Origin of the sequence: Actinoplanes sp. OR16 (assembly GCF_004001265.1) — a bacterium.
Taxonomy (GTDB): Bacteria; Actinomycetota; Actinomycetes; order Mycobacteriales; family Micromonosporaceae; genus Actinoplanes.
In genome coordinates this window covers 4,973,283-4,998,428 of sequence record NZ_AP019371.1, presented here as the reverse complement: position 1 = coordinate 4,998,428, position 25,146 = coordinate 4,973,283, and the positions used below count along the sequence as shown (strand labels likewise).

Sequence of the window (25,146 nt, the reverse complement as noted above, 5' to 3'; positions counted from 1 at the left end):
CCCATGGCGTCGTAATCCAGGAGTCGTCAGAAATGCCCGGGACACCCGGTTCCGACAAAACGAATCGCGCGCTGGTGGTGCTCGCCGCGGCCACCGCGCTGGCGGTCGCGGGCTACGCCGCGACCGCCACGATGCTGCTGGTCCACTCCTCGCCGGACACCCCCGATCCGGCGAAGCCCCGGGCCCTGCCCGCGGCCTCGCCCCCGGTCTGGATCCAACCGGCGCCGAGCGACCCGGCGCCCGGCGGCATCGCGTACCGCGGCGCCTATCCTCTGCCGACCGCGACCCGGGCGGTCCGCGCCGGCGCCGGCACCGCCCCTGGTCCGGTGCGGAGCCGCAGCGCTACCGCCACTCCACGATCCGCGTCGCCGCGCGCCAGCTCGGCGGTCCCGCGGACGAGCAGCAAGCCACCCGGCATCGTCGCCGGCACCACCGTCGGGCTGGGCCTGCCGAACCTGCCCGGATACCGGCTGCGGCACCGGAACTTCGTCGCCCGCGTCGACGTGATCACCGCGTCGAGCAGCGAACTGGACCGGATGGACTCCCGGTTCGTCGTCCGGGCGAGCCACGCGGTCGACCGATGCCTGTCGTTCGAGTCGGTCAACTACCCCGGCTACTTCCTGCGGTACCGCGATTTCGCACTGCGTCTGGACGAGGCTCCGGGTTCCGGCGGGTTCGACCGGGACGCCGGCTTCTGCCCGGTCGCCGTCGACGGCGGGACAGCTCTGCGGTCGGCCGACGATCCGGAGCGCTACCTCGTGCTCTTCGCCGGCACTTTCCGGCTCGAGCAGATCCCCCTGCAACTGGCGACCAGGTTCACGTCGCTCGCTCCGCTGTGACGACGAGGAAAGCACCGTGACGCTCACCGCATCCGACACGGGCCTGACCTGACTCACCGCAGGCTGAGAGGAGACCGGTCGTGCCGGGCCGGCGCTCTCAGCAGTCGCAGCGCGGCCTCGTGGCCGGATCCGGGCGCCGCCGTGTACGTCAGCAGCCGGTGCCCGTCGTCCTCCGGCAGGTGCAGGGCTTCGTAGTCGAGATCCAGGTCACCGACGACCGGGTGGTGCAGGTGCTTCGTGCCCGCGCCGCAGACCTGCACCGGATGCTCGGCCCAGCAGGCCGCGAACTCACGGCTCTTCACGATCAGCTCGCCGACCAGCGCGGTCAGCGCCGCGTCGTCGGGGTGACGGCCCGCGGCCATCCGCAGCGACGCCACCGCCCGGCTCGCCTCCTCGTCCCAGCGCCGGTACAGCTCGCGGGTGTGCGGGTCGAGGAAGAGCATCCGGGTCAGATTCGGCCGATCCGCCGGTCGGCGCGGCGCGGCGCGATCGTAATGCCCCGCGAAGAGCAGGTGCCCCAGCTCGTTCCACGCCAGCACCTCGCTGTGCCGGCCCAGCACGAGGGCGGGCACGTCGCGCATCGCGTCGATCAGCTGCTCGACGCCGCGCCGGGCCGACTCCGGCCGCTGCGCCCGGCGCCGCTTCGCCGGCCGCGGCCGGGCGAGATCGTGCAGGTAAGCGCGCTCGCCGTCGGTGAGCGCGAGAGCACCGGCGATGGCCTCGATCACCGACTCCGACGCGTTGGTGCTCTGCCCCTGCTCCAGCCGGGTGTAGTAGATCGGGCTCACACCGGCCAGCTGGGCGAGCTCCTCGCGTCGCAGACCGGGGACCCGGCGGGCACCGTACGAGACGAGCCCGACATCGTCCGGGCGTAACCGCGCTCGGCGGCTGCGCAGGAAGTCCGCCAGCTCGCCCCGGGTCCCGTTCTCACTCTGCATGACTCCCATCGTGACCGGTGGGGCCGCCCGCTGCCTGTCCCTGCCGGTACCAGTCTGGCCCCGCGTAGCCGCAACGGTGTTCTGGCTGCCGTCGACGCCGGCGGTCAGTGTCGTCGTCGTAATCCCGCTCCGACCGGAGGCCTTCGATGACCAGCACGGACTCGATTCCCGAGACCGCCGCCGACCAGACCCGTGACCGACTCGTCCTCGCCGTCCTGCTCACCGCGAGCTTCACCCTCGCGGTCGACTTCTCCATCCTCAACGTCGCGCTCCCGGTGATCGGCGCCGACGTCGGCTTCACCCTGTCCACGCTGCAATGGATCGCGACCTCCTTCGCGTTGTGCGCGGCCGGGTTCACCCTGCTCTTCGGCCGGGTCGCTGACATCGTCGGGCGCCGCCGGCTGTTCCTGGCCGGTATCGCCCTGCTCGGCGTCTCCTCGCTGGCCGGTGGACTGGCGACCGATCCGGTCCTGTTGCTCGCCTCCCGCGTGGCGCAGGGTCTGGCCACCGCGGCCGTCACCCCGGCCGCGCTCTCGCTGCTGACCACCGCGTTCCCGGAAGGGCCCCGGCGTGATCGCGCGCTCGGACTCAACGGAGCGTTGATGGCCGCCGGATTCACCACCGGCGCCATCCTCGGCGGCGTGGTCACCGACCTGCTGAGCTGGCGGTGGGCGTTCTTCATCAACGTCGTCGTCGCCGTGCTCGTGCTCGCGGTGGCGCCGTTCGTGCTCGCCGAGAGCCGCCCCGCCCGGCGTCCTCGCCTCGACGTGCCGGGCGCCGCCACCGTCACCGCGGGCCTGCTCGCCGTCGTCTTCGGTCTCACCAGCGCCGGCGAGCACTCCTGGATCGATGCCCGCGCCTGGGGTGGACTGCTCACCGGCGTCGTGCTGCTCGCGGCGTTCTGGATGATCGAACATCGGGTCGAGGCGCCGCTGGTCCCGGTCCGAATCCTGCGCGGGCGCGGCGTCGCCTGGGGCCACGTCGCCGGGGTCGTCGCGTTCGCCACCGAGACGTCGCTCGTCTTCCTGCTCACCCTCTACCTCCAGGAGGTCCTCGGCTACACGCCGCTGGCCGCCGGGTTGTCGTTCGCGGTCCTGGGCGTCGGCACCGTGCTCGGCGGGGTCCTCGGCCCCAAGGTGATCGCGTCCTCGGGTAGCGCGCCACGGGCGCTGGCCCTCGGCCTGGCGGTCCAGGCGGCGGCCACGGTGGTCCTGATCCTCCTGGGTTCCTCCTCAGGCGGGGTTCTGCTGCTGCTCGCCGCCACCTTCGCCGGTGGGGTCGCCAACCTCGTCGCCATCGTCGGATTCATGGTCACCGTCACCGCGGGCCTGCCCGACGAGGAGCAGGGCATCGCCGCCGGGCTGGCCACCATGAGCCAGCAGATCGGCATCACCCTCGGCATCCCGGTCATGTCCGCCGTGGTGGGAGCGGTCCTCGTCGCGCCGGGTGGCTCACCGGGCGGCTCTCCGGGCGAGGCGGCCGGCGACATCCTCACCGCGGTCCGCACCGCCATCGGCGTCAACGCCGCCCTGTGCGTGCTCACCGCGATCGCCGTGGCGGTCTTCCTGCGACAGCCGCGCCGGGTGCGCGCCCGGCGCGGCTGATGCGATCAGGCCTTGGCGTTACGGCAGACCCACCTGCCGTTGATCCATTCGCAGGTCTTCTCGTAGCCCGAGCGGAAGCTGCCCAGCCAGCTGACGGTCTGGCCGGCCGACTTCCTCGGCTGCGCCGTGTAGCTCGACGCCTGATCGGCCGGCCCGCCCGTGGTGTTCACGGCCATGAGCGGCCACGGGTAGGCGGGCCTGGTCGCGGTGACCGCACCCGAGGTCACCTTGGTGGTCGTCAGGCTCTCCGGCGCCTTGCCGCGCTCGACCCAGTCGACCACCGCGGTGAGCGCGTCCAGCTTGTCGGGCCCCTCGCCGCCGCTGCAGTGTGCCACGCCGGGCAGCATGAACAGCCGGGCGAACTCCTGGGTACGAGCCAGGCCGTCCATCTGCTCGGTGACCGCCTGGTAGTACGCGATGGTGCCGGCCGGAGGCACCGCCGGGTCGGCCTCACCGTGCCACATGATCAGCTTGCCGCCGCGCTTGCGGAACGCGCTCAGGTCCGGGTCGATGGAGTCGTAGATGCCCGAGACCCGGCCCATGATGTCCTTGAAGCTCTTCTCGGTGAATGTGATGTCGTTCAGCGTGAGCGACGGCCGCGGACCCGGGTAGGCGAGCCAGCGCACCGTGTTCACGGCGAAGCCACCCTGATTCGACAGCCCTCCCGCGCTCCAGGGGATCAGCCAGCCCGCCCAGTCGAGTTCCGAACCGCGGGGCTGGGCGCCCGGGTACAGCAGCCGGTTCTTCTCGTCCCGCGCCCCGCCGTAGACCTTGCGGACCGACGCGACCTGGGCCGGAGTGAGGCAGAAGCCGGACGTACTGCTGCCGGACGCCGGGCAGGCGATGCTCTTCGGGTCGAACGAGCAGCTCTGCGAATCACTGATCAGCCCGTCCTGGGTGCCGTCCAGGGTGTCGCAGGCGTTCACGACGGCCGTGTGCAGCGACGCGAGGTCGGCCACCGTGAGGGTCGGATTGCCGTTGGCGTCCAGTACGGCTTTGGCGTTCCATGCCTGGTCGAAGACGGCCAGGGCGGTCATGTTCGACGCGGGGGCGCCGGCGACGATGCCGTCGAAGTCGCCGGGGTAACGCTGCGCCTCGGTCATCGCCTGGTCACCGCCCTCAGAGCAACCCGTGAAGTACGACCGCGCGGCGGACCGGCCGTAGAACCGCTTGATGATCTCCTTGGCCACGAGGGAGGTGAGGTGCTGGGACCGGTAGCCGAAGTCGACTCGCAGCTGGGGGTCAGCGCCGAAGAGCCCGTCGGTGAAGCCGGCTCCGACGTGCCCCTCGTTGTCCGCGGCCACCGCGAACTCCCCGTCGGTGAGCGGGAGGCAGCCGTAGGTCGCCTGGGCGTCGAAACTGACGCTTCCGCAGAAGCCGCCACAGCCGGTCTGCAGATAGCGTCCCGTCCAGGTCTGGGTGGGCAGCAACAGGTTGAACTGGATCTGCGGCGCGATGATCCCCTTGACGCTGCACGCCTCCCACCTGCCGAGGGTGTTGCCGGCGGCGGCGATGATCGTCGCCGAGGTGACGTTCGCCGGTGCGCCCGGGACACCGGTCAGATCCAGCTGGGCGGCCTGTGCGCAGGTGATCGCCGGCGGCGTCACGGCCGCGGCGACCGGAGCTTGCGCCGGCCGCGGTGAAGCCTGCGCGGTGGAGGCGGCGACCAGGGCCGCCATGAGCACGAAGACGTTGATCGCGGCGGCGATGGTGCGCCGCCGGTGGGTACCCCGCACGAAGAGTGACAACTGGCCTCCCGACCCGATGCGGAACATAGACTTCCGCGAATGATCGGCCAGGTGGGAGTGCTCTCCAAGCCCCCGGGTCCGCTCACCGGACCCGCCACGGGCAAGCGCGGCCCGGTGCGCTCGGATCCCTCGAGCACACCGGGCCGCTCCCCACCGATGTTGGTTCTGGGGCGGTTCGCCGCCTACCGCTGCAGGGTGAGCAGGCCCGGCCGCCACGGCAGCTGGTCGTAGGCGCCACCGGCGCTGGGGTTCTTGCCCTGGTAGAGCAGTTGCAGGTTGCAGGGATCGACGGTCATGGTCTGGTCCGGGTTGGCACGCACCAGGTCGCCGTGGCTGATGTCATTGGTCCAGGTGGCACCGCTGTTGGCCTTGCCGGCGAACGGGTTGCTCTCGGTGGCGGCCTGCGGTGTCCACGATCCGCTCAGGCTGGTGGCCGTGAACGAGCGGAAGTAGCGGCCCTGGCTGCCGATCGCCTCGACGATCATCAGGTACTGGTTCTGGCCCTGCACCTTGTACACCTGGACCGCTTCGAACAGGTTGTTCGTGCTGTCGCTCATGATCGTGGTGTACGAGGAGCCGAAGTTGCCGGGGAAGTTCCCGATCGGCATCGACGCCCGGTAGATCTTGCCGTTGTCGCCGGCGAAGAAGAGGTACATGTTCGTGCCGTCAGCGATCAGCGTCTGGTCGATCGGCCCCGTTCCCGAGCCGGTGATGCTGCCGGTGAACAGCGGCTGCGGCGCGGACCAGCCGTTCGGGTTGGTCGGATCGCTCGACGTCCGATAGATGAAGGGCCAGGCACCCCATTGGTACGCCAGGACCCAGACGTTCTTCGGGGCGAAGTAGAACAGCGTGGGTGCCACTGCCGCCTGACTCATCGCGTTCTGGCCGGCCGAGGCCATCCCGGACCAGTCGGTGAACGGGGTGAAATTCATCGAGCCGTACGTCGAACCGGAGACGTTCGACGCGTACACCAGGTGCTTGCCGTTGTGGACGACGCTGGTGAAGTCCTTCAGCGACACCCACCCCGACCGGGGCTGGGCCAGCACTCCAGTCGACGTCCAGCGGTAGCTCGACGGCAGGGTGCAGGAACCGCCCGGCGTCGAGGGCGAGGCCGAGGGTGACGGCGAGGGGGATGACGGAGGCGGACTCGACGGTGACGGCGGACCGGAAGTTCCGGTGCAGGCCACCCCGTTGAGAGCGAAGCCCGCCGGGACCGGGTTGCTGCCGGTCCACGAGCCGTTGAATCCGAACGACACCGTGCCGTTGGTGGCCATCGACCCGTTGTAGCTCATGTTCACGGCGGTCACCGCCGACCCGGTCTGCGTCACCGTCGCGTTCCACGCCTGCGTCACCGTCTGCCCCGCCGGGTAGGTCCACGTCAGGTTCCAGCCGGTCAGTGGATCACTCAGGTTGGTGATCGACACGTTGGCGCCGAAGCCCCCCTGCCACTGCGAAGAGATGGCATAACTCACCGAGCAGCCGGCGGCCGCGGCGCCGGCGGGCAGTGCCACGGCGGCCGCCGCCGAGGCCAGAAGAACGATGCCGGCGGGAACCGCCCCGGCACGAATCCATCGCGATCCGGTCATGATCGAGTCTCCTTGGGAGCGCTCACATTTGGTGTGTGGAGATTGCCAGGATGTTTCGTCCTCGACCGGATCAGGGCGCAGTAAATCAGATGACGACATTCAACGGAGGAATCCGTTATGCCGGGATGACGCATCGAGTCGGCCGCTCAAGCGTAGAAATTTACGAAATCGCTCCGTAACATCCGAACGGCCATCACATCGACGGTGTTAGATCCCGGAGGCTTCCATGGCAGAGCGAAGAGCAAGAGACCGCAGGGTGCTCGGCACGGCCGTCGCCGTCGCCGCGCTGCTGATCGGCGCGGTGACCGCGGTCCTCACCGGCGGGACCGCCTCGGCCGGGCAGCAGACCGCCCTGGCGGCCACCGCCGGCTGCGGCAAGGCCCCGACGCTGCGCGACGGCACCTACACGATCCAGAGCGGCGGCCGGGCCCGGACGTACATCCTGCGGCTGCCCGCGAACTACACCAGCAGCCAGGCGTACCGGCTGGTCGTCGGTCTGCACTGGCTCAACGGCAGCGCCAACGACGTGGTCGGCAACGGGTTCTACGGTCTGCAGCAGCGGTCCGGCAACAGCGCCGTCTTCGTGGCGCCGCAGGGCCTGGACGCGGGCTGGGCCAACACCGGCGGCCGGGACGTGACCCTGGTCGACGACATCCTCCGCGTCGTCGAGAACGACCTCTGCGTCGACACGTCGCAGCGATTCGCGCTGGGATTCAGCTACGGCGGCGCCATGAGCTACGCGCTGGCCTGTGCCCGGCCTGCCGTCTTCCGAGCGGTCGCGCCGATCGCCGGCGCCAACCTCAGCGGATGCTCCTCGGCGTCGGCGCCGGTCGCCTACTTCGGCATCCACGGCATCCGGGACAGCGTCCTGAACATCTCGCAGGGACGCGGCCTCCGGGACTCCTTCGTCCGGGCCAACGGCTGCGCCGCGCAGAACCCGCCGGAGCCCGCGCAGGGCAGCGGGACACACATCACCACCGCGTACGCGGGATGCCGGGCCGGTTATCCGGTCCAGTGGGCCGCCTTCGACGGCGACCACGTTCCCCTCCCGGTGGACCGCAACGCCTCATCGTCCTGGGTCTCCGGTGAGGTGTGGCAGTTCTTCAGCCAGTTCGGCAGCACCACCACGCCGTCGAGCCCGGCACCCAGTTCTCCGTCCCCCTCGACCTCGGTCTCGGTCTCCCCGTCGGCCTCGGTCTCCCCCTCGACCGGCACGGCGGCATGCCGGGCCAAAGGCGCCGTCAACGCCTGGAACAACGGGCTGACCGCCGACATCACGATCACCAACACCGGCAGCTCCAGCATCAACGGCTGGCAGGTCACCTTCAGCCTCCCCGCGGGGCAGACCATCACCGGCGGCTGGAACGCCACCTACGCGCCGTCGTCCGGGCAGGTGACCGCGAGCAACGTCGGCTACAACGCGGCGCTGGCGCCGGGAGCGTCGGTGAGCTTCGGGTTCCAGGCCACCCACACCGGAAACAGTGGGGCGCCGACCGGGTACGCGCTCAACGGTTCCGCCTGCACCACCGGGTGACGTCCCCAGCTGCGCGAACGGCCGGGCTCGGAAGTCTCCGAGCCCGGCCTTCGTAACTTCCGGACCCCGGACGCGTCCAGATGAGCCATCCACCTTGACCGCTTCCGGAGTCGCGCATAGATTGCGGTCGTTGCTTCCGGAACACCACCGAAACTTCCGGACGATACCCGCAAGGAGCTCCCATGAGTCGTCCCCGACTTCTCGCCTCCATAGCCGGCGCCCTGGCGCTGCTGGCCGGACAGCTCGCGTTCGCCGGTTCCGCCACCGCCGTCCCCGGTCCGGGCGCCGGACACCCGGCGGCCGGTACGGCCTACCCCGCCGACTCGCTGCGGGCGCTCGGCGCGCGCACCGGGCTGCGCATCGGCACCGCCATCAACGCCGACGAGCTGGGCGCCAACGAGGAGTACACGCAGATCGCCGCCGAGCAGTTCTCCAGCGTCACCGCGGAGAACGCGATGAAGTGGGCCGAGGTGGAGGCCGTCCGCGGCGTCTACACCTGGGAGAAGGCCGACCAGCTCGTCGCGTTCGCCAAGAAGAACCGCCAGCTGGTCCGCGGTCACACGCTGCTGTGGCACAACCAGCTGCCCGCCTGGCTGTCCAGCGACGGCTACACCACCACGTTGTCCGACGCCGAGGTGAAGGCGGCACTGAAGAAGCACATCTTCGCGCAGGTGCGCCACTTCAAGGGCGACATCTGGCAGTGGGACGTGGTGAACGAGGCCTTCGACGACAACGGCGAGCCGCGCCAGACGATCTGGTACAAGGCGTGGGGCGGCACCGGCTACATCGCCGACGCGTTCCGCTGGGCGCACCAGGCCGACCCGAAGGCGCTGCTCTTCTACAACGACTACAACCTCGAGTTCACCGGGCCCAAGAGCAACGCGGTGTACGAGCTGGTCAAGTCGCTCAAGGCGCAGCGGGTGCCGATCCACGGCGTCGGCTTCCAGGGGCATCTGTCCACCCAGTACGGCTACCCGGACCTGCAGAACAACCTGGAGCGGTTCGCCGCGCTGGGCCAGAAGGTCGCGCTCACCGAGGTCGACGTGCGCACCTTCACCAAGCCCGAAGCGGTCAACGAGCCGGTCAACCCGCTGGCCTCGTACGCCCAGGAGAGCTACTGGTCGCGGACGCTGAAGGCCTGCCTGGCCGTCCGCGCCTGCATCTCCTTCACGCCGTGGGGCTTCGGTGACTCCTACTCGTGGGTGCCGGGCTGGTTCGACGACCCGCAGGAGGGCGCGGCTCTGATCTACGACGAGCAGCTCAACCCGAAGGGCCAGTACTACGTGCTGCAGCAGGATCTGGCGCTGGCCGCCGGAGCGCCGCGCCGCTGAGCACCCGTGATCCGAAGGGCTGGTCCGCTGAGGGCCAGCCCTTCTTTCTGCCCTGACGGTCGCCCGGCAGTGTCGCCCGGCTCACAACACGCTCGACTTGCTTCGAATTCGAAGCGTGCTACAGTCATGAAGTGCTTCGAAAACGAAGCACTTCATGACTCAGAGAGAGCGGGCTCCGCCATGAAGGCAGTGCGTTTCCACGAGTACGGCACCCCCGACGTCCTGCGCTTCGAGGACGTCGACCAGCCCGTCCCGGGCGCCGGCGAGGTCCGGATCCGGGTGGCCGCCACATCGTTCAACCCGGTCGACGGCAACATCCGCGCCGGCTACATGCAGGGCCCCATCCCGGTGGCACTGCCGCACACCCTCGGCTCCGACGTCGCCGGCACGATCGACGCGCTCGGCGACGGCGTCACCGGCCTCCAGGTCGGCGACCAGGTGATCGCCGCCCTACCGCTGACCAGCGTCGGCGCGGCCGCCGAATACGCCCTGGCCCCCGCCGGGCTCCTGGCCAAGGCCCCCGCCGGCATCGCGCTCGCCGACGCCGCCGGGCTGCCACTGGTCGGCCTCACCGCCTGGCAGGCCCTGTTCGACCACGCGAAACTCACCACCGGCCAGCGAGTGCTGATCAACGGCGCCGGTGGTGCCGTCGGCGGCTACGCGGTCCAGCTGGCCAAGAACGCCGGCGCCTACGTGATCGCCGTGGCCGGTCCCGGCAGCAGCCGGCAGGCCGAGGAGGCCGGCGCCGACGAGATCCACGGCCACGGCATCCCCGAACTGACCGAGACCGTCGACGTCGTGCTCAACCTCGCACCGGTCACCCCGGAGCAGCTGGCGGGGCTGGTGGAGCTCATCCGCGACGGCGGTGTCCTGGTGAACACGACGGTCTGGATGCCCGCCCCGTCGGACGAGAGGCGCGGCGTACAGGGAATCAATCTCTTCGTCCGTCCCGACGCCGGACAACTCGCCCGGCTGGTGGATCTGCTCGACTCCGGCGCGCTGCGCCTCGGCCCGACCCGGCGGATCCCGCTGGCCGACCTGGCGACGGTGCACGCCGAAGCGGCCACCGCGCCGATCACCGGCAAGGTCGTCGTGCTCCCCGCCGCCTGAAACCCGAGCACCCGGATTCACGTCCGCCATCGCGGAGGCGATCATGATCCGTCGCGTCCACTCCCGCCGGGAGGGCAGGACGCGTCGTCCGAGACGCATCGGAAACACCGCCGATGAGCCGGCCGCCGGATCCTTGCTGGAGTGTTTACCGCGGGATGTCGGTTCACTGAGCGGACCAGCATGATTCTCCCTGGTACGCGGCCCCGATATACCACCTGAATGACAAGCAACCTCGACGGCTCAGGCCCGGGACGGGCCGCGGTCGCCTGGTGGTACACGGCCCCACCCTCACCGCGACTCCGGCCGGCCGGCTCCTGCGCCGCTACGGCGTGAAGGTCTGAATCCTCCGAATGGAAGGCACCATCATGCGTGAATGGTTCACTGCCGGCCGGTCCGCGGCCGCACTGGGATTGGTGGGCACGCTGCTGCTCGCCGGCTGCTCCCGCCCAGCTGCCCAGGCCGAGGCCGAGGCGTCCTCGAAGGTACGGATCGCGGTCGGTGTCGACGCGGCGTACGCGCCGTTCTACCTCGCCAAGCAGGAAGGCCTGTTCACCAAGGCCGGCCTCGACGTCGAGCTGACCCAGACCGAGGGCGGCGCGGCCATCACCAACGCCGTGATCGCCGGTGTCGCTCAACTCGCCGCCAGCTCGGACGCGACCATCGTCACGCTGATGGCCAAGACGCCCGACCTGCGGGCGGTGGCGGTCTTCCAGGAGTCCTCGAAGTACCTGAAGGTGGTCCTGGGCAAGGGGATCACCGACGCCTCGCAGATCAAGACGATGGCCGTCGCACCCGGATTGGTGACCCTCGCCGCGGCTCGCTACCTGGAGAGCAAGAAGATCGACCGGGCGTCGGTCAAGTTCGTCACCGCGAGCGCGCCGGACTTCCCGGCCCTGCTCGGCAAGGGCGACGTGGACGCGTACGTCGTCTACGAACCGTGGATCAGCCGGGGCGTCGAGCAGGGCGGGACGGTCCATGAGTCGATCGGCGACTACGGCATGAAGTACGTCCAGTGGATCGACGCCGATCAGAAGTGGCTTGCCGGCAACACGGAACTCGCCGGCAAGGTCGTCAAGGTGATCGCCGAAGCCGCCGACATCGCGGCGAAGGAGCCGCAGCGGGCCGCCGACGCGACGCAGAAGGAAATCAAGATCGCGGCGGAGGAGACGCTCAAGAGCATCGGCCAGATCACCTTCGGGGTTCGCGACCTCACCGACGCCGATGTCACCGGCGCGAAGAGCACGGCGGACTTCTTCCTTCAGGAGAAGCTCATCGCCACGGCGCCGAACCTCGACGAGCAATTACTGAAGAACTGGTATTCGCAGAACGCCACGAAGTGATGTGAAACGACGGGACCGTCCACCTCGGCAAGGTGGACGGTCCCGTTGCTCAACTACCTCAGCGCATGATCAGAACGCCACGACCAGGCGGCCGCGATTCTGTCCCTTCGCCAGACGATCGAGGGCGTCCGCCGCCGCCTCGACCGGGACCTGCTCGATGGCCAGTGTCAGTGTGCCGGCAGCCAGCTGGGCGCTCAGAGCGGGTTTCAGCTCCTGCCCGCGCTGCGCCTTCCGCATCATGTTGACCGGCAGCAGGGCGACATCGGCGAGCAGCCAGTTCGGCAGGTCCACGGTCGCGGTCGCGCCGGCCGTGTAGCCGACCACCACGGCCCGGCCACCGGCCCGCACCCAGCCCGTACGCTCGATCAGCCGGTCGCCGCCGACGGTGTCGACGAGCAGGTCGAAGGGGCGGTCCGCCGCCCAGCCGGCCGGCGGGTCGCCGAGCACGGCCCCGGTGACGCCGGCGGGCAGATCGGCAAGCCGCTCCGGCCGGCCTACCAGGCCGGTCACCTCGGCGCCGGCGTGCAGGGCGAGCTGGCAGACGAGCGAACCGACAGCGCCGGCCGCGCCGGTCACCAGGACCTTCTCCCCCGCCTGCAGCTCGGCCACGTCGTAGAGCGTCACCGCGGCGGTCGTGGTAGGTCCCAGGAAGGTAGCGGCCAAGCCGGCGGGCAACGGCGTGTCGAGCAGGGCAACCGCCTTACGCGGCACGGAGACCCGTTCCTGCCAGGTGCCGCCGCGGACCAGGCCGAGACCGCCGCCGCGGAGCATGACCTGGGTTCCCGGGGCCAGATCGTCGGCTTCCAGGACGGTCCCGCTGCCTTCGACGCCACCGGTGTACGGCAGCGGCGGGCGCATCCCGAACTCGCCGGAGGCCACGGTCAGGTCGAGGTGGGTGAGCGCTGCCGCGTCGACCTGGACCAGCACTTCGCCCTCGCCGCGGATCGGCTCGGGGACCTCGTCCACGACCGGGCGGGTGCCCCAGGCGTGGATGCGGAGAGCGCGCATCAGGCACCCACCTTCGCCAGGAATTCCAGGCTGAGCGGGTTGTAGATCGCGGCCTGCTCGTGCTGCGGCCAGTGCCCGGTGTCGTCGAGCAGCTCCAGCTGGGAACCCGCGATCGCGGCGTGCATGGCCTGCGCCTCCGGGACGTCGCCGAACGGGTTCTTGCGACCCCAGACGATCAGTGTGGGCTGGGTGATCCGCCGCATCTGCTCGACGGTCAGCAGATTCCGCCGGCGGATCTCCATCTTCTGCAGGGAGAGCAGATTGTCGATGCCGGCGACGAAGGCGGGCTCGTGGTAGATCCGGTGCCGGACCTCGACCAGTTCCTCGGTGGCGTTCACCGGATCGGCCATCAGCAGCCGCAGCCGCTCGCGGGTCAGCTCGATGTCGTCGGTGGCGACGGCCTGGCGGGTGCTGGCGTCGATCCGGGCCATCACCTCCGGGTTGGCGACGGTGCCGCCGGCGCAGAGCAGTTGCAGGCTGGCGACCCGGTCCGGATGGTCGGCGGCGGTGCGCGCGCCGACCCAGCCGCCGAGGGACTCCCCGACGATGTGGGCCTTCTCGATGCCCGCGGCGTCGAAGTAGTCGAGCAGGTGCCGTACGTATCCCGGGATCTCCGACGGCTTGTCCACGCTTCCGGTGTAGCCGTGGCCGAGCATGTCGATGGCGTGTACCGCGTAGTGCTCGGCGTGCGCTGCGATGTTGCGGGTGAAGGCTTCGAGGTGGCCACTCGTGCCGTGCAGGAACACCACCGGGGTGCCGTCGCCGGCCCGCAGTGTCCGGGTCGGCACACCACCCGCGTCGACGTAGGACACGGAGAACGACAGCGGCGTCAGGTCGGTCCAGATGGACATGGTTCTCCTAGGGTTGGTTGATCCGGTGGATCTGGGTGTTGCTGCGCGGGGCGAGGACCCGGACGAGCGCGACGAGCGCGCCGACGCCGATCAGCCAGAGCAGGGTTCTCATGGTTCAGTCACCTTTCGCATCACGGCGGGCCGCGTCGGCGAGGAACGCGGCGACGATGGCGTGGTAGCGCTCCGGCTGCTCTTCCTGCAGGTGGTGGGACACGTGGTCCATCACGTGCAGGTTGCCATCGGGCACCATGCGGGCGAGCATCATCGGGTAATCCGGCGTGAGGAACGCGTCTTCGCGCCCCCAGATGAACAGGGTCGGCGCCTGGATCCGGCCGAGTTCCTCGGTGAGGTCCTGCCAGTCGCCGCGGGGCGAGTCGGACATCGCCGCCAGCTCGCGCTCGCCGGGGTCGAGGCTCTGCTGGTACCGCATCTCGACGGTCTCCTCGGGGAGCCGGTCGCCGTGGCACCACTCCAGGGTGGCGATGAGCCGGCGCATCTTCTCCCGGGTCGGGCCTTCACCGCCGTAGTAGGCGTCGCGGGCGCTGCGGCCCCGGTGGCCGTTCTCCGGCAGTGGCGCGAGCGGGCCGTAGAAGACCGGCATGCTGCCGGTGACCACCAGCGACCGGACTCGGTCCGGGTACTTCGCCGCCAGGTTGAGCGCGATCGTGCCGCCCCACGAGTTGCAGACGAAGTCGGCGCGCTCGACACCGAGGGTGTCGAGCAGCGCCACCGTGCGGGCCGCGTGGAAGTCCCACATCGGCCCGGTGATCCGCACCTTGTCGGAGCGCCCGTACTGCAGGATGTCCGGGATCAGCACCCGGCGCTCGGCGGCGAACAGGCCGGCCACCGGGCCGAAGTCGCTCCAGCCGGTGCAGCCGGGCCCGCCTCCGTGCAGGAACACGGTGTCCAGCCCGGAACCCAGGTCCAGGTAGTGATAGCCCTCGGCGTGCTTGCCCTCGGGTGGTGTGCTCATCGTTCCTCCTGACTGTTGGTGACCGCGACGCGCGCGAGGACCTCGCAGAGCCGGCGCATCGCGGTGACCTCGACGGTGTTCATGCCCAGCGCGAAGTCGATGCCGGGCAGTGCCGGCTTGGGCATGCCGACGCGCGCGGTGGGGATGCCCCGGGCGCGCAGGATGTTGGCGTCGGTGGCGCCGCTGTTGTCCCGGACCGGCCGGTGCGGGCGGCCCGCCGCGGCCTCCCAGGCCCGGATCGTCTCGGTGATCACCCAGTCGTCCGGGTCGGTGACCGAGGCGGGGATGTGGTTGACCAGCTCACAGTCGATCTCGGCGTCGATCGTCGCCAGGAAGGCCGCCAGCTCCCGGCGCACGTCGAGGGGCTGCCGGCCCGGCGCGAGCCGGATGTCGAGGCGTAGCCGGCAGACCGCCGGGGTGACAGCGAGCATCCGTTCCCACCCGCCGGCGACAGCGCCGATGATGCCTTGCGGCGCGGCCGTGGCGGTGCGGTGCCGGATCGGGAAGTCGGCGAGCCACGCCTCCAGCCGGGAGGCCACCTCCCCCGCGACGACGATCGGATTGCGGTACGGCAGGCGGTGGCGGCTTCCGGCGTACGTGTGAATGCCCTTGATCGTGATCTCGAACCAGCAGAGCCCGACCTCGTCGTGAGCCACGAAGTCACCGGGTTTGGCGATGATCGCGTGATCGGTGTACCAGCCGCGCTCCAGCAGGAACGACGCCCCGACGCCGTGACCGGTGTTCGCCCGGCCGTCACCGATGGCGTTGGTCGGCATGCCTCCGGCGCCGAACGCGAGCACCAGATCTCCGCGCGGCCGCACACCGGTGGCGGCCACCGCTTCGGCGTACGCCTGCCCGGTGACCAGCACACACGCGGCGTGCCCCTTGGGATTACCGGCGCCCAGGCCGTGCACGAGATCGCCCTGGACGACACCTTCGGCTCGCATGTCGGGCCGCAGCGCCGGGCCGATCCACGGCACGTCCTCCTGCTCGTCACCGGTGGTCAGCGTGTCGATCGGGGCGTAGAGCATGAGGTCCCGGCCGGTGCGGCTGCTCGCGACCCGGCCGACCGCGTTGGCCTGATCGGCGTCGATGCTCTGCACGTGACCGTCGATGCCGCTGACCCGCATCTGCCCGGCCAGCCATGCCGCCAGCGGCGCTTCCCGGCCGGTCGGACTGGGTATCGAGGTGATCGCTACCGCCGCATCCCGCAGCCGCGCCGACGTGATCCGGCTGAGCACCGCGGCCAGCAGGTCGGTCACGGCTCGATCACCGCGACGCCCATCCCGGTCAGCCACTCCGGCATCGGGCTGTAGGCCAGGGTGCGGCCGGGTGCGAACCCGAGGGCCGCCGCCATGGTCAGCCACGTCCGCAGCTCCTGGCCGCCGTTGCCGGCCTCCGCCTCGATCCGCTCACTGGTCCAGTCCGCGTAGTGGCGCAGCTCGCCCCGGTCGAGCCGGCCCAGGAACTCCTCGTCGAACTCCGGGAACAGGGTGGGCCGGGCGGCCACGATGATCTCGCGGCGGCGCGGGTCGTACTTCTCCCAGTCGCCGCGGCCCTCCCGCCACGCCTCGACCAGGAACTCCTCGTCGGCGCCCTGCGGGTCCTGCCAGCGGCTGGGCCAGGGAAGCTGATGCGAGAGCCCACCCGAGGCGATCACCACGACGCGCTTGTCCCCGGCGATGGCCGCGACCGCGCGGGCGATCCCCTCCCCCAGCTCGACGCAGCGGCTGACCAGTGGCAGCGGGGTGGCGAACACGTTGATCACCAGGGGGACGATCGGAACGTCGATGTTCCGCAACAGGTACTGCACGGCGTGCGCCTGGCCGTGGTCGATCTGCATCTTCGCCGAGATCGCCACCTCCGTGCCGTGCCCGACCAGATCCTCGGACAGCGCCTGGGCGAACCGCGGATCGGTACGCTGCGGGCCTTTCGGGGTGCCGCCGTCACCGGACGCCACCACCTGATCGACGCCGAGCGTGAAGGCGGGGATCAGGTCGAGCCAGAAGCCCCGGAAGTGGTTGGAGCCGATGACGATCGCCACGTCGGGGCGGGCGGCCGCGATCGCGTTGCGGGCCTCGGTGAGCGCGTCCCGGAACCGCTCGGCCCGGCCGACGCCGGCGACCTGACCCCAATGGGTGTTCATCAGCGTCGAATGGGAGGCGCCGACGCCGAGGACGATGCGGGCCACTACTTGGTCACCTCGGGTTGGCCGTCCTCCGGGGTGAGGCCCTCGGCCGTGAGCCGATCGGCCCGTTCCTCGGTGAGGTCCTCCGCCAGCTTGCGCCACTGGAGCAGGGCGTCGTCCGGGCGGTAGAGGCGCTCCGGCGGGGCGTCGGTGACTTCGACCATCCACTTGTCCTGGCCGGAGAACTGGCCGTGGAACAGCCATCGGATCGCGCCCAGGTACTTGGGATAGAAGGGCAGCGTCGCGAGCCCTTTACCGAAGTTGACCATCACGCCGACGTACAGATGATTGTCGGCGTCGACCGGGACGTAGAACTCGTAGTGGATGAAGCCCGGGTAGGCGACCCGCAGGAAGCCGGGCATGGTGATCGAGACGAAGCCCGGGAAGTCCTGGGCGGCGATCACCTCGTTGACCTTCGCCGCGCCGCCGGTGTTGCCGATGTTGCGGTTGGCCTCGGAGCCCGGCTTCGTCTTCGACGGGTCGATCTTGTACCACGCCTTGCCGGTCCACTTGCCGAGGCCGGGGAAGTCGGCATCCCAGTACTGATTGTCCTGCACGCGATAGAGCCAGCGGCCCTGCCGCACGATCCGGGTGTCGTTGTACACCGGCATCGCCTTGAACAGCCGCCACAGCGCCGTCCGGTGCAGGTATTTCGCGTGGCCCTCGTCGTAGCCGTTTTCGGCGGCGAAGCGCCAGTTGCCCTCGCGCGCCTGGATCCGCACGCCGACCACGCCCGGGTTGTCGCGCAGTTCCTCGGGCAGCTGGTCGTCGATCGGCGGCGCTTCCTCACCGTCGCCGACGAACAGCCACACCATGCCGAGCCGCTCCGCGGTCTCGAACGTGGGCTGGGTGACCTTCCCGCAGATCGGCGAGGCCGGCCCGTCGGTGATCGCGGCGGCCAGGTCGCCGGTCTTCAGGTCGAACGTCCACCCGTGGTAGATGCAGCTGACCGTGCCGGGGAACTGCTGGTTGCCGTAGCTGAGCGGCACACCGCGATGCGGGCAGCGGTCCTTGAGGGCGTACACGGTCCCGCGGTCGCGCATCACCATGATGCGCTCGCCGAGCAGGGTGACCGCGGTCGGCTTGCCGGTGATCTGCGACGAGAACGCCACCGGGTACCAGTAACCGCGGAACCCCGCTGCGGCCGCCTGATAGTGCGGCCAGCTCGACCAGTCCTGCCGGCCGGGCAGCCGCCCGCTCCGCGAACGACGCCGTGCCGGCGCCTTACCGTTCACCGTCGGCTCTGCGACCATCGGCCCTCCCCTCATGTGCCCGGGACATCGCCCCGGCCGCTGAACAATGAGGCGAGAGAAGCACTGGTACGCCGGACACGACAGCGACCGGGTCCGTCCACCGAAACGCATTCCGCTGAGCGGTCCACGGTCTGCTCAGCGGTCCGGCTCCGTGGAAACGACGCCGGGCTGTCCCTACGGTCGGCCCCATGCGACCCACCACGATCCACACGGACCTGGCGATCGTCGGCGCCGGCCCGACCGGCCTCTACGGGGCGTTCTGTGCCGGCTTCCGAGGACTGAGCACCGTCCTGATCGACGCCCTGCCGCAGATCGGCGGCCAGATCGCGGCCCTGTACCCGGAGAAGGTGGTACGGGACGTGGCCGGCCTGCCCGGCGTCACCGGTCGCGAGCTCGTCGACGGTCTGACCGCTCAGGCGGACGCGTTCGGGACCCGATACGTGCTCGAGCGGCAGGCGGTGACCCTGGGCGACGACGCCGGGCGACCGCAGGTGACCCTCTCCGACGGCACCCTGATCGACGCCGGCGCCGTCGTGTTGACCGCGGGGATCGGCACGTTCACCCCGCGGCCGCTGCCGGCCGGCGAGGAGTTCCTCGGGCGCGGGCTGTCGTACTTCGTTCCCGACCTGAGCGCGCACACCGACCGGCACGTGGTCGTCGTCGGCGGCGGCGACAGCGCCATCGACTGGGCCAACGCTCTGGTGCCGCTGGCCCGCAGCGTGACCGTGGTGCACCGCCGGGCCCGCTTCCGGGCACACGCCGCGAGCGTGGCCGAGGCCCAGCGGGCCGGCGTCGCCTTCCGCGTCGACTGCGAGATCACCGGGCTCACCGGCGGCGACCGGGTGGAGCGGGTGCACCTCGGCGACGAGGTCCTCCCCGCCGACAGCGTGATCGCCGCGCTCGGCTTCGTCTCCGACCTCGGCCCGCTCGCCGACTGGGGCCTGGAACTGGCCGGCCGCACCATCCGGGTCGACCAGCGCATGCGCACGAATCTTCCCGGTGTCTACGCGGCCGGCGACGTGACCGAGTACCCGGGCAAGGTCCGGCTGATGTCGGTCGGCTTCGGCGAGGTCGCGACCGCCGTGAACAACGCCGCCGTGCAGCTCGACCCCGAGGCCTCGCTGTTCCCCGGGCATTCCACCGAAGCATCTCTGGTCTGAAAGGCTCACCATGTCTTACGTCATCGGTAAGGACTGCGTCGACGTCAACGACCGGGCCTGCATGGACGTCTGCCCGGTCGACTGCATCTACGTCGGCGATCGCAAGAGCTACATCAACCCGGCCGAGTGCATCGACTGCGGCGCCTGTGAGGTGGAGTGCCCGGTCGAGGCGATCTACGTCGACCGCAAGGCCCGTGGCGACGAGGAGCGCACCCGGTTCGTCGAGGACTCCCGGAACTTCTTCCAGATCCAGCTCCCCGGCCGCGACGCGCCGCTGGGCTCGCCCGGCGGATCGCGCAAGGTCGGGGAGCTGGGGGTGGACACTCCGTTCGTCAGCGATCTGTGAGCCACCCGGGCCGTTCACTGAGCGGTGTAGCCGCCGTCCACATGCAACACCGCGCCGGTGGTGAACGAGGAGCCGGCGGCGAGGAGAGACAGCGCCGCATGCGCGATCTCCTCCGGGCGTCCCCAGCGGCCCAGCGGCACCTTGGCCGTGAAGGCGGCCTGGGCGGCGGCGTCGGTTTCGGCGGCGTCGGCGTTCATCGGGCTTCGTACCGGGCCGGGAGCGACGCAGTTCACGGTGACGCCGGTCCGCGCCACCTCCAGGGCGATCGACCTGGTCAGTGCGGCGACCGCACCCTTGGTGGCCGCGTAGCCGGCCCGCTCCGGAGCCCCGGTCGAGCCCAGCACGGACCCGATCGTGACGATGCGCCCGAACCCGGCGTCGAGCATCCCGGGCAGAACGGCGCGGATCGCCAGCCAGGTGCCGATGACGTTGATCTCGAGGGCGGCGCGGAATTCGCCGGGTGTCAGGTCGAGCACCGAGCCGCGGGCCAGGTATCCGGCGGCCGTCACCAGGCCGGTTACCGGGCCCCACCGGTCCGCGGCCTGGCGTACGGCTCCGGCCAGCGCCTCCTGGTCGGTGGTGTCCGCGACGAGCGCCAGCTGCTCTTTCCCGTACGCGCGCTGCAGGTGTTGCTCTGCCTCGCGGCACCGCTGCGCGGAACGGCCGGTGACCACCACGGGCCGGCCGGAACGAGCAACCGCTTCGGCGATCGCCAGGCCGATCCCGCTGGTGCCGCCCGTGACGAGCACCGGCCCCTGCGCCGCGGGTTCTTCTGTCTGCTGGGTGAAGGTCATCCGGTGAGAGTGAGCGGCGTTGAGGGGACGCGCCATCGCGGTGGTCCGGCCACCGGAACGACGTGGCCCCTCAACACCGCCTTCATCGACTCACGGCTATGGCAATGCGGTGGACACGCGAGTGCAGCGGCACCGAAATCTGGCGACCCTAGCGTCCGGGCACAAGATCCTTCACCCCGGGAGGTCGTTCTTGGGCCAGACACGTCGTGACTTCCTCCGCCAGGTCGGCATCGCCGGCGGCGCCGGAGTCATGTTCCACACCATGGGAGCCCTCGGTCTCACCACCGCGGCAAGCGCCGCCGAGACCCCGCCGTTCACCCCGCTCACGAACGACGCCCTGCGCGGCCGGGGCACCAAGTCCGTCATCGTCATGGGCGGCGGCATCGCCGGCATGACAGCCGCCTACGAACTGCTCAAGGGTGGCTACTCGGTCACCGTGCTGGAGGGCAACGACCGCCCCGGCGGCCGCAACTGGACGGTTCGAGGCGGCACCACCTTCACCGACCTCAAAGGACAGAGACAGAAGGCCCGCTTCTCCAAGGGCCAGTACATGAACGCCGGCCCGGGGCGCATCCCGCAGATGCACGTGACGCTCGACTACTGCAAGGAGCTGGGCGTACCGATCGAGGTCTTCACCAACCAGAACGCCGATGCGTTCCTCTATCGCGAGAACGTCCCCGGCGCGCTCAACGGCGTCCCCGTGCGGCAACGTGCGGTCAAGGCCGACGCGTACGGCTACACGGCCGAACTGCTGGCCAAGGCGACCAGTCAGGGCGCCCTCGACGCCGAACTGACGGCCGCGGACAAGGAGGCGCTGATCTCGTATCTGCGCAGCTTCGGGGCCATCAACTCGGCCAACGAGTACGTCGGCGGCGGGCGGCGCGGCTACGCCGTCCAGCCGGGTGCCCATCTCGAGGCCGGCACGCCCCTGGCGCCGTACGAGATCTCCGACCTGTTCCGGTCCACCCTGGGCAACTACTTCTCCTTCGAGATGGGCTTCGACCAGGCGATGATGATGTACCAGCCGGTCGGCGGCATGGACCGCATCGCGTACGCCTTCGCCGACGCGATCGGCGCCCGCAACTTCCGGTACAACGCCGAGGTGGTGGCGTACCGGAACACCACCGATGGTGTCGCGGTCACCTACACGAGCGCCTCCGGCCGCCCGAAGACCATCACCGCCGACTTCGCCGTCAACGCGATGCCGCCGCACATCGCCGCGAGGATCCCCAGCAACATGCCCGACGAGGTGGTCACGGCGCTGGGCTCGGTCAGCCGCACCAACGCCGGCAAGATCGGCATCGAGTACGACCGCCGCTGGTGGGAGGAGGACTTCCGCATCTACGGCGGCATCACCAACGCGAACACCAACATCGGCAACATGTGGCATCCGTCGTACGGCTACCACGGCCGCACCGGCACGATGATCGGCTACTACAACACCGGCAGCAACGCGAACTTCTACGGCACCCTGACCCCGGCGCAACGGCTCGCCGAGGCGACGGCACAGGGCAAGAAGATCTTCGGTGACGTCTACGGCGAAGGCATCATCGCGTCGTTCAGCCAGGACTGGGCGTCGGCGAGGTTCGCCGAGGCGGCCTGGACCGGCTGGCCCAGCACGTCCGGCGGCCAGACCGGCGCCGGCTACCGCAGCCTGCTGCAGGCCACCGGCAACGTCTACTTCGCCGGCGACCATCTCAGCCATGCGATCGCCTGGCAGCACGGCGCCATCACCTCGGCCCGCGCCACCGTCGAGCAGATCCACGAGCGGGTGACCGCCTGATGCGCCGACTCCGTGTCAGGTCTCGTCGCGCAGGGCCGCGGCCAGCCTGCGGCGGGACGTGATCGCCAGCTTCCGGAAGACCTTGGTCAGGTGATATTCGACGGTGGAGGTGCTCAGGAACAGCCGGGCCGCGATCTCGCTGTTCGTCGCTCCGTTCGCGGCCAGGTTCGCGACCTGGCGTTCCTGCGCGGTCAGGCTCGGCCCGGCACGGTCCTCGCGCCGCGACAACCGCTCCCCCGTCGCGGTCAGTTCCCCGCGCGCCCGTTCGGCGAAGGCTTCGGCGCCCATCCGGGAGAACATCTCGTACGCCGTCCGCAGCTGCTCGCGGGCGTCACCACGACGCCGGCCGCGGCGCAGCCACTCGCCGTAGAGCAGGTGCGTCCGGGCGAGCTCGGTGACGACCTGGGTCCGGCCGAGCAGGCGCAGTGCTTCACGGTAGAACGTCTCGGCCTGCTCGTCGTCGGCCATGAGCGCCCGGCAGCGGGCGAGCAGGCCCCACCCCCAGGCGGTGTCGCTGACCGGGACCCGCTCCTCCAGCAGGGTCAGTGCGGCCTTGGCGGCCCGGTGGTCGCCGGCGCGGACGCCGGCCTCGACGATCTCGTGCAGGGATCGGGCGCCGCCGGCGTCGGGCCTGTCACGCTCCAGCGACGGCAGCAGGCAGGCGAGGGCTTCGTGATAGCGGCCCAAGGCGATCTCCAGCACCGCCACGGCTGCCAGCACGTGGTCGTCGAAGCCGATGCCCGGCTCGGCCGCCACCGCCCGGATCTGCTGCTCCCGCCCGGTCCAGGCGAGCCATTCGATGCGCTGGATGCCCATCCGGTGCGGCTGTCCCACCACGCCGGCGAGCTCGGTGAGCTCGTCGTGCAGGGCTGCTGCCGCGTCGAACCGGCCGGCCCGGATCTCCCAGATCGCACCGACCATGATCGTGGTCTGCAGCGTTCCCAGAGCCCCACCGGCCCGGTCGCGGGCCTCGAGCCGTTTCCACACCTGCCGGCCGGCCTCGTCGTCCCACAGGTCGTCGGCCATGTACCTGCTGATCACCGCGAGCGGCAGCACCTCCTGGTCCACGTGCTCGTCGCGGGCCAGCGCGGTCAGGGCGGCCCGCATCAGCGGCACGGCCTCGCGGTATCCGGCGGCGACCCGGGTCGCGTAGCCGAACAGCAGCAGGTCGGTGCAGGCCGGGTGATCCGGCAGCGCCACCGGGGACGCCAGCACTTCACGGGCGAGGTCGGGCATCGCCACCTCGGTCACGCGGTGGTCGGTGAACAGGACCGCCTGCAGCGCATCGAACATCATCTTCCGGGCCAGGGCATCGTCGTGCCCGATGATCGACCGGGCGGCCTCCAGCAGGATGACCGGGGCGTGGGCGAACCGGTCGGTGTACATCTCGACGGCCGCCTGGGTCTGCCGGGCGACGACGCGCAGCATGGGGTCGTCGAGTCCCCGTTCGGCCCGGCTCAGCATCTCGTGCGCGGACGCCGCATCACCGAGGACCAGATGGGCGCGGGCCGCGGCGACCAGCCGGGCGGCCTGGGTGCGCGGGTCCGGGCTCAGGTCCGCCGCGCGGGACAGGAACGCGGCGCGGGCGGCGTGACCACCGCGGGCCTGTGCCCGGTCGGCGGCCCGCACCAGTTCGACGGCCACCTGTTCGTCGAGCCCGATGGTGGCCTGCGCGCGGTGCCAGGCGCACCGGTCCGCGTCGAACACCGGGTCGCAGGCCGCGGCGAGGGCCGTGTGCACGCCGCGCCGGGCCGCCGGGTCGGCGCCCCGGTAGACCGCCGAGCGGATCAGCGGATGCCGGAAGTCGAGAGCGGCGGTCAGCACGCCCGCGGCCAGCGCGGGGTCGGCCCGCTCCGCGGCGACGCCGAGGTGGGCGGCGGCCCGCCAGGCCAGGCCCGGGTCCTGCGGGGGCGTGGCCGAGAAGATCAGCAGCAGGGTCTGCGTGTCGGCGGGCAGCGACTGGACCTGACGCAGGAAGTGGCTCTCCAGCTGGGCGCCGACCGGCAGCGGGTCGGGCAGCGGCGCGATCCCGGCCAGCTGCTCGGCGGTGAGTGCCTGTGCGAGCTCGACCAAGGCGAGCGGGTTGCCGCCGGTGCCCGCCACGATGGTCGCGGCGACGGTGGTGTCGAGGTGGGCGGTGGCGCCGGCGGCGAGCAGGGCGCCGGCGTCGCCGCCGGGCAGCCCGGACACGGCGAGAACCGGAAGACCGTCAACCGCGGAGGCGGGGTACGGGCGGGTCGCGAACAGCAGCCCGACCGACTCGGCGTGCAGACGGCGGGCCACGAACGCCAGCACCTCGGCCGATTCCCGGTCCAGCCAGTGCGCGTCGTCCACCACGCACAGCAGCGGCTGTGGTGCGGCGGCCTCGGCGATCAGCGTGAGCGCGGCCATCCCGGCGAGGTACCGGTCGGCCGGTCCGCCGGCGCGCCGGCCGAACGCGGTGTGCAGGGCGTCGCGCTGCGGCGCCGGAAGGGTGTCCACCCGCGACAGCCAGGGCCCCAGCAGCCGGTGCAGGGCGGCGAATCCCAGGAGCGTCTCCGACTCCACTCCGGCGATGTGTGCGACACGCATGTCCGGGCAGCTCGCGACGGCCTGATCGAGAAGGCTCGTCTTGCCCGTCCCGGCTTCACCGACCAGCACCAGGCTGCCGCTGTGTCCCTCCCGGACGCCGGCCAGCAGGTCGGTCAGGACCCGCTGCTCGTCGTGGCGGCCGATGAACGGGAAAGCTGTGCTCACCCGTCCAGCACACCACCAGGGCCG

General features: G+C 70.8%; 20 protein-coding genes. 9 read left to right on the top strand and 11 right to left on the bottom strand.

Translation table 11 applies throughout. The features are described from left to right. Positions 1 to 32 precede the first annotated feature (32 nt). Positions 33 to 839, top strand: a complete 807-nt coding sequence (locus tag EP757_RS22875; RefSeq protein WP_127549171.1) for an AbfB domain-containing protein — start codon at positions 33 to 35, stop codon at positions 837 to 839. Positions 840 to 892: 53 nt separating this feature from the next. On the opposite strand, the gene EP757_RS22870 is transcribed toward EP757_RS22875, so the two are convergent. After that, a complete protein-coding gene (locus tag EP757_RS22870) occupies positions 893 to 1,777 on the bottom strand; it encodes a helix-turn-helix domain-containing protein (RefSeq protein ID WP_127549169.1) in 885 nt (294 codons plus the stop codon). Between the two features lie 146 nt (positions 1,778 to 1,923). Between EP757_RS22870 and EP757_RS22865 the strand changes: the two genes are divergently transcribed. Further along, positions 1,924 to 3,381: an MFS transporter gene (locus EP757_RS22865; RefSeq protein WP_127549167.1), complete on the top strand. Its 1,458-nt coding sequence runs from the start codon at positions 1,924 to 1,926 to the stop codon at positions 3,379 to 3,381. A gap of 5 nt (positions 3,382 to 3,386) precedes the next feature. Here the strand turns inward: EP757_RS22865 and EP757_RS22860 are convergent, their stop codons facing one another. After that, positions 3,387 to 5,129 carry a tannase/feruloyl esterase family alpha/beta hydrolase gene (locus EP757_RS22860; RefSeq protein WP_160165852.1) on the bottom strand — a complete coding sequence of 581 codons (1,743 nt, stop codon included), beginning with the start codon at positions 5,127 to 5,129 and terminating at the stop codon, positions 3,387 to 3,389. Between the two features lie 182 nt (positions 5,130 to 5,311). Continuing rightward, positions 5,312 to 6,715, bottom strand: a complete 1,404-nt coding sequence (locus tag EP757_RS22855; protein ID WP_127549163.1) for a non-reducing end alpha-L-arabinofuranosidase family hydrolase — start codon at positions 6,713 to 6,715, stop codon at positions 5,312 to 5,314. Positions 6,716 to 6,941: 226 nt separating this feature from the next. Here EP757_RS22855 and EP757_RS22850 point away from each other — a divergent pair, with 226 nt between their 5' ends. The 4 genes from EP757_RS22850 to EP757_RS22835 all read left to right on the top strand — a co-directional run bounded on the left by EP757_RS22850 (position 6,942) and on the right by EP757_RS22835 (position 12,030). Further along, on the top strand, positions 6,942 to 8,249 hold the full coding sequence (locus tag EP757_RS22850) for a cellulose binding domain-containing protein (protein WP_127549161.1): 1,308 nt from the start codon (positions 6,942 to 6,944) through the stop codon (positions 8,247 to 8,249). Between the two features lie 182 nt (positions 8,250 to 8,431). Next, entirely contained in the window at positions 8,432 to 9,580 is a 1,149-nt protein-coding gene (locus tag EP757_RS22845; protein ID WP_127549159.1) for an endo-1,4-beta-xylanase, read from the top strand. Positions 9,581 to 9,760: 180 nt separating this feature from the next. Further along, positions 9,761 to 10,690, top strand: a complete 930-nt coding sequence (locus EP757_RS22840; protein ID WP_127549157.1) for an NADP-dependent oxidoreductase — start codon at positions 9,761 to 9,763, stop codon at positions 10,688 to 10,690. Positions 10,691 to 11,055: 365 nt separating this feature from the next. After that, positions 11,056 to 12,030: an ABC transporter substrate-binding protein gene (locus EP757_RS22835; RefSeq protein WP_160165851.1), complete on the top strand. Its 975-nt coding sequence runs from the start codon at positions 11,056 to 11,058 to the stop codon at positions 12,028 to 12,030. Between the two features lie 69 nt (positions 12,031 to 12,099). Here EP757_RS22835 and EP757_RS22830 read toward each other — a convergent pair whose 3' ends face one another. The 6 genes from EP757_RS22830 to EP757_RS22805 form a co-directional block, all read right to left on the bottom strand. After that, entirely contained in the window at positions 12,100 to 13,038 is a 939-nt protein-coding gene (locus EP757_RS22830) for a zinc-binding dehydrogenase (protein WP_127549153.1), read from the bottom strand. Continuing rightward, complete coding sequence (locus EP757_RS22825) at positions 13,038 to 13,889, bottom strand: alpha/beta fold hydrolase (protein ID WP_127549151.1); 852 nt, start codon at positions 13,887 to 13,889, stop codon at positions 13,038 to 13,040. The genes EP757_RS22830 and EP757_RS22825 overlap by 1 nt, the downstream gene beginning before the upstream one ends. Before the next feature lie 115 nt (positions 13,890 to 14,004). Then, complete coding sequence (locus EP757_RS22820) at positions 14,005 to 14,862, bottom strand: alpha/beta fold hydrolase (protein ID WP_127549149.1); 858 nt, start codon at positions 14,860 to 14,862, stop codon at positions 14,005 to 14,007. Next, on the bottom strand, positions 14,859 to 16,124 hold the full coding sequence (locus EP757_RS22815) for a M20 family metallopeptidase (RefSeq protein WP_197725351.1): 1,266 nt from the start codon (positions 16,122 to 16,124) through the stop codon (positions 14,859 to 14,861). The genes EP757_RS22820 and EP757_RS22815 overlap by 4 nt, the downstream gene beginning before the upstream one ends. Further along, a complete protein-coding gene (locus tag EP757_RS22810; protein WP_127549147.1) occupies positions 16,121 to 17,053 on the bottom strand; it encodes a catechol 1,2-dioxygenase in 933 nt (310 codons plus the stop codon). Before EP757_RS22810 ends, EP757_RS22815 begins: the two co-directional genes overlap by 4 nt. Beyond that, positions 17,053 to 18,303, bottom strand: a complete 1,251-nt coding sequence (locus EP757_RS22805) for a Rieske 2Fe-2S domain-containing protein (protein WP_127549145.1) — start codon at positions 18,301 to 18,303, stop codon at positions 17,053 to 17,055. Before EP757_RS22805 ends, EP757_RS22810 begins: the two co-directional genes overlap by 1 nt. Before the next feature lie 188 nt (positions 18,304 to 18,491). Here EP757_RS22805 and EP757_RS22800 point away from each other — a divergent pair, with 188 nt between their 5' ends. Then, a complete protein-coding gene (locus EP757_RS22800; RefSeq protein ID WP_127549143.1) occupies positions 18,492 to 19,463 on the top strand; it encodes an NAD(P)/FAD-dependent oxidoreductase in 972 nt (323 codons plus the stop codon). A gap of 10 nt (positions 19,464 to 19,473) precedes the next feature. After that, positions 19,474 to 19,809, top strand: a complete 336-nt coding sequence (gene fdxA, locus EP757_RS22795) for a ferredoxin (RefSeq protein ID WP_127549141.1) — start codon at positions 19,474 to 19,476, stop codon at positions 19,807 to 19,809. Positions 19,810 to 19,823: 14 nt separating this feature from the next. Here the strand turns inward: fdxA and EP757_RS22790 are convergent, their stop codons facing one another. Beyond that, entirely contained in the window at positions 19,824 to 20,603 is a 780-nt protein-coding gene (locus tag EP757_RS22790) for an SDR family NAD(P)-dependent oxidoreductase (RefSeq protein ID WP_160165850.1), read from the bottom strand. A 190-nt stretch (positions 20,604 to 20,793) separates the two neighbouring features. Between EP757_RS22790 and EP757_RS22785 the strand changes: the two genes are divergently transcribed. Continuing rightward, positions 20,794 to 22,386 (top strand): FAD-dependent oxidoreductase, encoded by a 1,593-nt coding sequence (locus tag EP757_RS22785; protein ID WP_232049951.1) that lies wholly within the window; start codon positions 20,794 to 20,796, stop codon positions 22,384 to 22,386. Between the two features lie 15 nt (positions 22,387 to 22,401). Here the strand turns inward: EP757_RS22785 and EP757_RS22780 are convergent, their stop codons facing one another. Further along, positions 22,402 to 25,122: an AAA family ATPase gene (locus EP757_RS22780; protein WP_127549136.1), complete on the bottom strand. Its 2,721-nt coding sequence runs from the start codon at positions 25,120 to 25,122 to the stop codon at positions 22,402 to 22,404. Positions 25,123 to 25,146: the final 24 nt, after the last annotated feature.